Source organism: Streptomyces sp. NRRL F-4489 (genome assembly GCF_001509485.1).
Lineage (GTDB): Bacteria > Actinomycetota > Actinomycetes > Streptomycetales > Streptomycetaceae > Streptomyces.
In genome coordinates, this window is the sequence record NZ_LLZI01000095.1 from 1 (window position 1) to 5,905 (window position 5,905).

Sequence of the window (5,905 nt, forward strand, 5' to 3'; positions counted from 1 at the left end):
GGGGGGGGGGGGGGGGGGGGGGGGGGGGGGGGGGGGGGCGGGGGGGGGGGGGGGGGGGGGGGGGGACGGAGCGTCGGGACGTCCCCGGTGGTCGCCCCCGCCCCGCCGCGTCCCGCCTCCCCGTCAGCGCAGGGTGAGGCGGGGCTTCGGGGCGTCGGTGCGGCCGGTGGGCGGAGTGCGGCTGCCGGCCCGGTAGGGCGCGGGCCAGGGGGCGCCGGGGCCGGTGTAGCCCTGTTCGGCGGCGGCGTGCAGGGTCCAGTGCGGGTCGTAGAGGTGCGGGCGGCCCAGGGCGCACAGGTCGGCGCGGCCGGCCAGGATCAGCGAGTTGACGTCGTCCCAGGAGGAGATGGCGCCGACCGCGATGACCGGGATGCCGAGGGTGTTGCGGATGCGGTCGGCGAACGGGGTCTGGTACGAGCGGCCGTAGTCGGGGCGTTCGTGGGCGACGACCTGTCCGGTGGAGACGTCGATGGCGTCCGCGCCGTGCTCGGCGAAGGCGGCGGCGATGGCCACCGCGTCCTCGGGGGTGGTGCCGCCGTCCGCCCAGTCGGTGGCGGAGATCCGGACCGTCATGGGCCGGTCGGCGGGCCACTGCGCGCGGACCGCGTCGAAGACCTCCAGGGGGAAGCGGAGGCGGGCGGCGCGGGAACCGCCGTAGGCGTCGGTGCGTTGATTGGTCAGCGGCGAGAGGAAGCCCGAGAGGAGGTAGCCGTGGGCGCAGTGGAGTTCCAGGAGGTCGAAGCCGGCGCGCGCGGCGGAGGCGGCGGCGCGGGCGAAGTCCTCGCGTATCGCGGCCATTTCGTCGGTGGTCAGGGCGTGCGGGAGCTGGCTGGTGCCGGGCCGGTAGGGCAGCGCGGAGGGGGCGACGACGGGCCAGTTGCCCTCGGGGAGCGGCTGGTCGATGCCCTCCCACATCCGGCGGGTGGAGCCCTTGCGGCCGGAGTGGCCGAGCTGGACGCCGAGCGCGGTGCCGGGCGCCTGGGTGTGCACGAAGTCGGCGATCCGCCGCCAGGCGCGCTCGTGCTCCTCGGTATAGAGACCGGTGCAGGCGGGGGTGATGCGGCCGGCGCGGCTGACGCACACCATCTCCGTCATGACCAGGCCCGCGCCGCCCAGCGCGCGGGCGCCGAGGTGGACGAGGTGGAAGTCGCCGGGCGTGCCGTCGCCGTCGGCGGAATACATGTCCATCGGCGAGACCACGACGCGGTTGCGCAGCGTCAGCCCGCGCAGCCGGAAGGGGGTGAACATCGGCGGCGTGTCCTCGGGGACGCCGGCCTCCTCGGCGACGGCGGCGGTGAAGTCCGGGTCGCGCAGCCGGAGGTTGCCGTGGGTGACGCGGCGGCTGCGGGTGAGGAGGTTGAAGGCGAACTGATACGGCGGCTGCCCGGTATAGGTGGCCAGGTCCTCGAACCACGCCAGGCTGGCGCGGGCGGCGCGCTGGGTGGAGGCGACGACGGGGCGGCGTTCGGCCTCGTAAGCGGCCAACGCCTCGTCCAAGGTGGGCTGTTCGCGGAGGCAGGCGGCGAGGGCGAGGGCGTCCTCGACGGCGAGTTTGGTGCCGGAGCCGATGGAGAAGTGGGCGGTGTGCGCGGCGTCGCCGAGCAGCACGATCCGGCCGTGCGACCAGCGTTCGTTGACGACGGTGCGGAAGGCCGTCCAGCTGGAGCGGTTGGTGCGCAGCGGGCGGCCGTCGAGGGTCTTGGCGAAGAGGTCGGCGCACCAGGCGGCCGAGGCGTCCTCGTCGCGGGTGGCCAGGCCGTTGGCGCGCCAGACCTCCTCGCGCATCTCGACGATGACGGTGCTGGCGCCGCCGGGCCCGCTGGTGCCGCCGGTGCCGCCCGCTTCGCCGCGGGCATACGGATAGGCGTGCAGCTGGGCGATGCCGTGGCCGGTGTCGGCGATCTCGAAGCGGAAGGCGTCCAGGGCGAAATCCGCGGAGAGCCAGATGTAGCGGCAGCGGTGGGTGGTCAGGCGCGGGCGGAAGACGTCGGCGTGGGCGGCGCGGGTGGTGCTGTGCACGCCGTCGGCGGCGATCACCAGGTCGTGGTCGCGGGCCAGTAGGGCGGCGGGCGGGGCCTCGGTGCGGAAGCGCAGCCGGACGCCGAGGGCGCGGCAGCGGTCGTGGAGGACGGCCAGCAGCCGGCGGCGGCCGAGGGCGGCGAAGCCGTGGCCGCCGGAGGTCAGGGTGCGGCCGCGGTGCACGATGTCGATGTCGTCCCAGCGGACGAACTCCGCCTGGAGGGCGTCGTAGATCGCCGGGTCGGCGTGTTCGATGCCGCCGAGGGTCTCGTCGGAGAGGACGACGCCGAAGCCGAAGGTGTCGTCGGGGGCGTTGCGCTCCCAGACGGTGATCTCGCGGTCCGGGTCGAGGCGTTTGAGCAGCGCCGCGGCGTAGAGCCCGCCGGGGCCGCCGCCGAGGACGGCGACCTTCAGAGGCCGCCGGCCGCGGCCCGCCGCGGTGCTCACCTGCCCTGCCACTTCGGCGACCGCTTCTCGGTGAAGGCCGCGTGGAATTCGGCGTAGTCGGCGCTGTTCATCAGCAGCGCCTGGGTGGCGGCGTCGAGTTCGACGGCGGCGGCCAGCGGCATGTCGAGTTCGGCGGTGAGCAGCGCCTTGGTCTGGGCGTGGGCGAGGGCCGGGCCCTCGGCGAGCCGGCGGGCGAGGGCGGCGGCCCGTTCGCCGGTGCGGCCCTCCTCGGCCAACTCGCTGATCAGGCCGATGCGTTCGGCCTCGGTGGCGCGGACCGGTTCGCCGAGCATCAGCAGCCGGGTGGCGTGTCCGAGGCCGATGACGCGCGGCAGCAGGTAGGCCGCGCCCATGTCGCCGCCGGAGAGGCCGACCCGGGTGAAGAGGAACGCGAAGCGGGCGGAGGGGTCGGCGACCCGGAAGTCGGCGGCCAGGGCGAGCACCGCGCCGGCCCCGGCGGCCACCCCGTGCACCGCCGCGACGACGGGGAACGGCGCCTCCCGGATGGCCCGGACGACCTGCCCGGTCATGCGGTTGAAGTCGAGCAACTGGCCGGTGTCCATGGCGAGGGTGGCGCCGATGATCTCGTCGACGTCGCCGCCGGAGCAGAAGCCGCGGCCCTCGCCGGCCAGGACCAGGGCCCGGACGGCGCGTTCCCGGGAGAGTTCGGCGAGCAGGTCGCGGAGGTCGGCGTAGGCCCCGAAGGTCAGGGCGTTGAGCTTGTCGGGACGGGCGAGGGTGACGGTGGCGACACCGTCCTCGCGGGTGACCCGGATGTGCTGCCAGGTGCCGGTGGCGCGGGCGGATCCTGTGAACGGGCTCATCGTGCTGCCTGCCCCCTTCGACCGGACGTCAGCCGGACGGCTGGTGCGTGCGGTGGCGTGGATGCGGTGACGGTGCGGGACACGGAACGCGGGACGCGGGAACTCCCTGTGAAGTTATCACTGCTTCGTGACTGTCGTCACGGGGGCGCGATACGCGAACGGGCGCCGGGGGCGGGCATGGCACGGGGCCCGGACGGGTGGGTCCGGGCCCCGTAGGCGGTGCGGGGGGGGGCGGCTGCCTAACGGGCCAGCGTGGCCACCATGACCGCCTTGATGGTGTGCATGCGGTTCTCCGCCTCGTCGAAGACGACCGAGTGCGCGGACTCGAAGACCTCGTCGGTGACCTCCAGGGAGGTCAGGCCGTGCCGGGCGTGGATCTCCCGGCCGACGGCGGTGCCGAGGTCGTGGTAGGCGGGCAGGCAGTGCAGGAACTTCACGTCCGGTTTGCCGGTGGCGCGCAGTACGTCCATGGTGACGGCGTACGGGGCGAGCAGCGCGATCCGCTCGTCCCAGACCTCCTTGGGCTCGCCCATCGAGACCCAGACGTCGGTGGTGACGAAGTCGGCGCCCGTGACGCCCTCGGCGACCTCCTCGGTGAGGGTGATCCGGGCGCCGCTCGCCTCGGCGAGCGCGCGGGCCCGCGCGATGACGCCGTCCTCGGGCCACAGCTGCCGGGGCGCCGCGATCCGGACGTCCATGCCGAGGAGCGCGCCGGTGACGAGGTAGGAGTTGCCCATGTTGTTGCGGGCGTCGCCGAGGTAGGCGAACGCGGTCGCGTCGAGGGGCCGGCCGCCGCCGTGCTCGATCATGGTCAGGACGTCGGCGAGCATCTGGGTCGGGTGCCAGTCGTCGGTGAGGCCGTTGTAGACCGGCACACCGGCGTGCGCGGCGAGCTCCTCGACGTCGGACTGGCGGCTGCCGCGGAACTCGATCGCGTCGAACATCCGGCCCAGTACGCGGGCGGTGTCCTTGATCGACTCCTTGTGCCCGATCTGCGAACCGGACGGGTCGAGGTACGTCGTCGAGGCGCCCTGGTCGGCGGCCGCGACCTCGAAGGAGCAGCGGGTGCGGGTGGAGGTCTTCTCGAAGATCAGGGCGATGTTGCGGCCCGTCAGGCGGGGGACCTCCGTTCCGGCGCGCTTGGCCGCCTTCAGCTCGGCGGCCAGGTCGGTCAGTCGGCGGAACTCCTCGGCGGTGAAGTCCAGCTCCTTGAGGAAGTGGCGGCCGGTGAGGTCTATCGCCATGGGTGGGCTCCTGGAGTGCGGGGGCGGGCGGCCGGTCGGACATGGAATTCTATACGACGCGACGCATCACTATACAGAGCGGCTCCGCGGTGCGCCCCTCAGCCGATCCCCGGCACCGCGTCCCGGGTCACCGGGCAGCTCATGCAGCGCGGACCGCCCCGGCCCCGGCCCAGTTCGCTGCCCGGGATCGTGATCACCTCGATGCCGCGCTTGCGCAGGAAGGTGTTGGTGGTGACGTTCCGCTCGTAGGCCACCACCACGCCCGGCTCCACCGCCAGCACGTTGCAGCCGTCGTCCCACTGCTCGCGTTCGGCCGCGTGCACGTCCTGGGTCGCGGTCAGGACGCGGACGTCGGGAAGGCCGAGGGCGGCCGCTATGGCGCGGTGCATGTGCTCCGGCGGATGGTCGGTGACCTTCAGGTCGCTGGGTCCGGCGCCCGGTTCGATGGTGTACGAGCGGAGCATGCCCAGGCCCGCGTACTGGGTGAAGGTGTCCCCGTCGATCATGGTCATGACGGTGTCCAGGTGCATGAACGCGCGCCGCTTGGGCATGTCCAGGGCCACGATGGTGTGCGCGGAACCGGCCGCGAACAGTCCGCGGGCGAGCAGTTCCACCGCCTGCGGCGTGGTCCGCTCGCTCATCCCGATCAGCACCGCGCCGTTGCCCAGCACCAGCACGTCGCCGCCCTCGATGGTGGAGGGGTAGTCCGCCTGGCCCTCCGACCAGACGTGGAAGGACTCGTCGCGGAAGAGCGGGTGGAAGCGGTAGATCGCCTCGTAGTGGACGGTCTCGCGCTGCCGGGCGGGCCAGCGCATCGAGTTGATCGACACCCCGTCGTAGATCCACGCGGAGGTGTCGCGGGTGAAGAGGTGGTTGGGCAGCGGCCGCAGCAGGAAGTCGTCGAGGTCCATCACGTGGAAGCGGACCGAGGTGGGCTCGGGGTGGTGCTCCAGGAACTCCCGCTTGGTCATGCCGCCGACCAGCGCCTCGACGAGTTCGGGCACCGGCAGCTCCTCGAACGCCGCCCGCAGGTGGTCGGTCGCCAGCGGCCCGTACTCCTTCTCGTCGAAGACCCGGTCCAGGACCAGCGTGCGCGCCTCGGGGAGGGCCAGGCTCTCGGCCAGCAGATCGCCGAAGAGGTGCACCTCGACGCCCCGGTCGCGCAGCACATCGGCGAACCCGTCGTGTTCGGCCCGGGCCCGGCGGACCCACAGCACGTCGTCGAAGAGCAGGGTGTCCTTGTTGGTGGGGGTGAGCCGCTTCAGTTCGAGATCGGGGCGGTGCAGGATCACGCGGCGCAGCCGCCCGGCCTCTGAGTCGACATGGAATCCCATCTCCCCATCTTGGCCGCTCGGGGGGCGGGGCGGGGGG

At 73.4% G+C, this 5,905-nt stretch carries 4 protein-coding genes; all 4 read right to left on the bottom strand.

The features are described from left to right. Positions 1–123 precede the first annotated feature (123 nt). The 4 genes from ADL22_RS09815 to ADL22_RS09830 all read right to left on the bottom strand — a co-directional run bounded on the left by ADL22_RS09815 (position 124) and on the right by ADL22_RS09830 (position 5,868). Positions 124–2,478 carry a bifunctional salicylyl-CoA 5-hydroxylase/oxidoreductase gene (locus tag ADL22_RS09815; RefSeq protein WP_234430620.1) on the bottom strand — a complete coding sequence of 785 codons (2,355 nt, stop codon included), beginning with the start codon at positions 2,476–2,478 and terminating at the stop codon, positions 124–126. Then, on the bottom strand, positions 2,463–3,290 hold the full coding sequence (locus ADL22_RS09820) for an enoyl-CoA hydratase family protein (RefSeq protein ID WP_066975863.1): 828 nt from the start codon (positions 3,288–3,290) through the stop codon (positions 2,463–2,465). The genes ADL22_RS09815 and ADL22_RS09820 overlap by 16 nt, the downstream gene beginning before the upstream one ends. Positions 3,291–3,529: 239 nt before the next feature. Continuing rightward, positions 3,530–4,534: an ornithine carbamoyltransferase gene (gene argF, locus ADL22_RS09825; protein ID WP_066975865.1), complete on the bottom strand. Its 1,005-nt coding sequence runs from the start codon at positions 4,532–4,534 to the stop codon at positions 3,530–3,532. A 98-nt stretch (positions 4,535–4,632) separates the two neighbouring features. Beyond that, the gene (locus tag ADL22_RS09830) at positions 4,633–5,868 is read right to left on the bottom strand and encodes an arginine deiminase (protein WP_066975866.1); all 1,236 of its coding nucleotides are present in this window, start codon (positions 5,866–5,868) and stop codon (positions 4,633–4,635) included. Positions 5,869–5,905 lie beyond the last annotated feature (37 nt).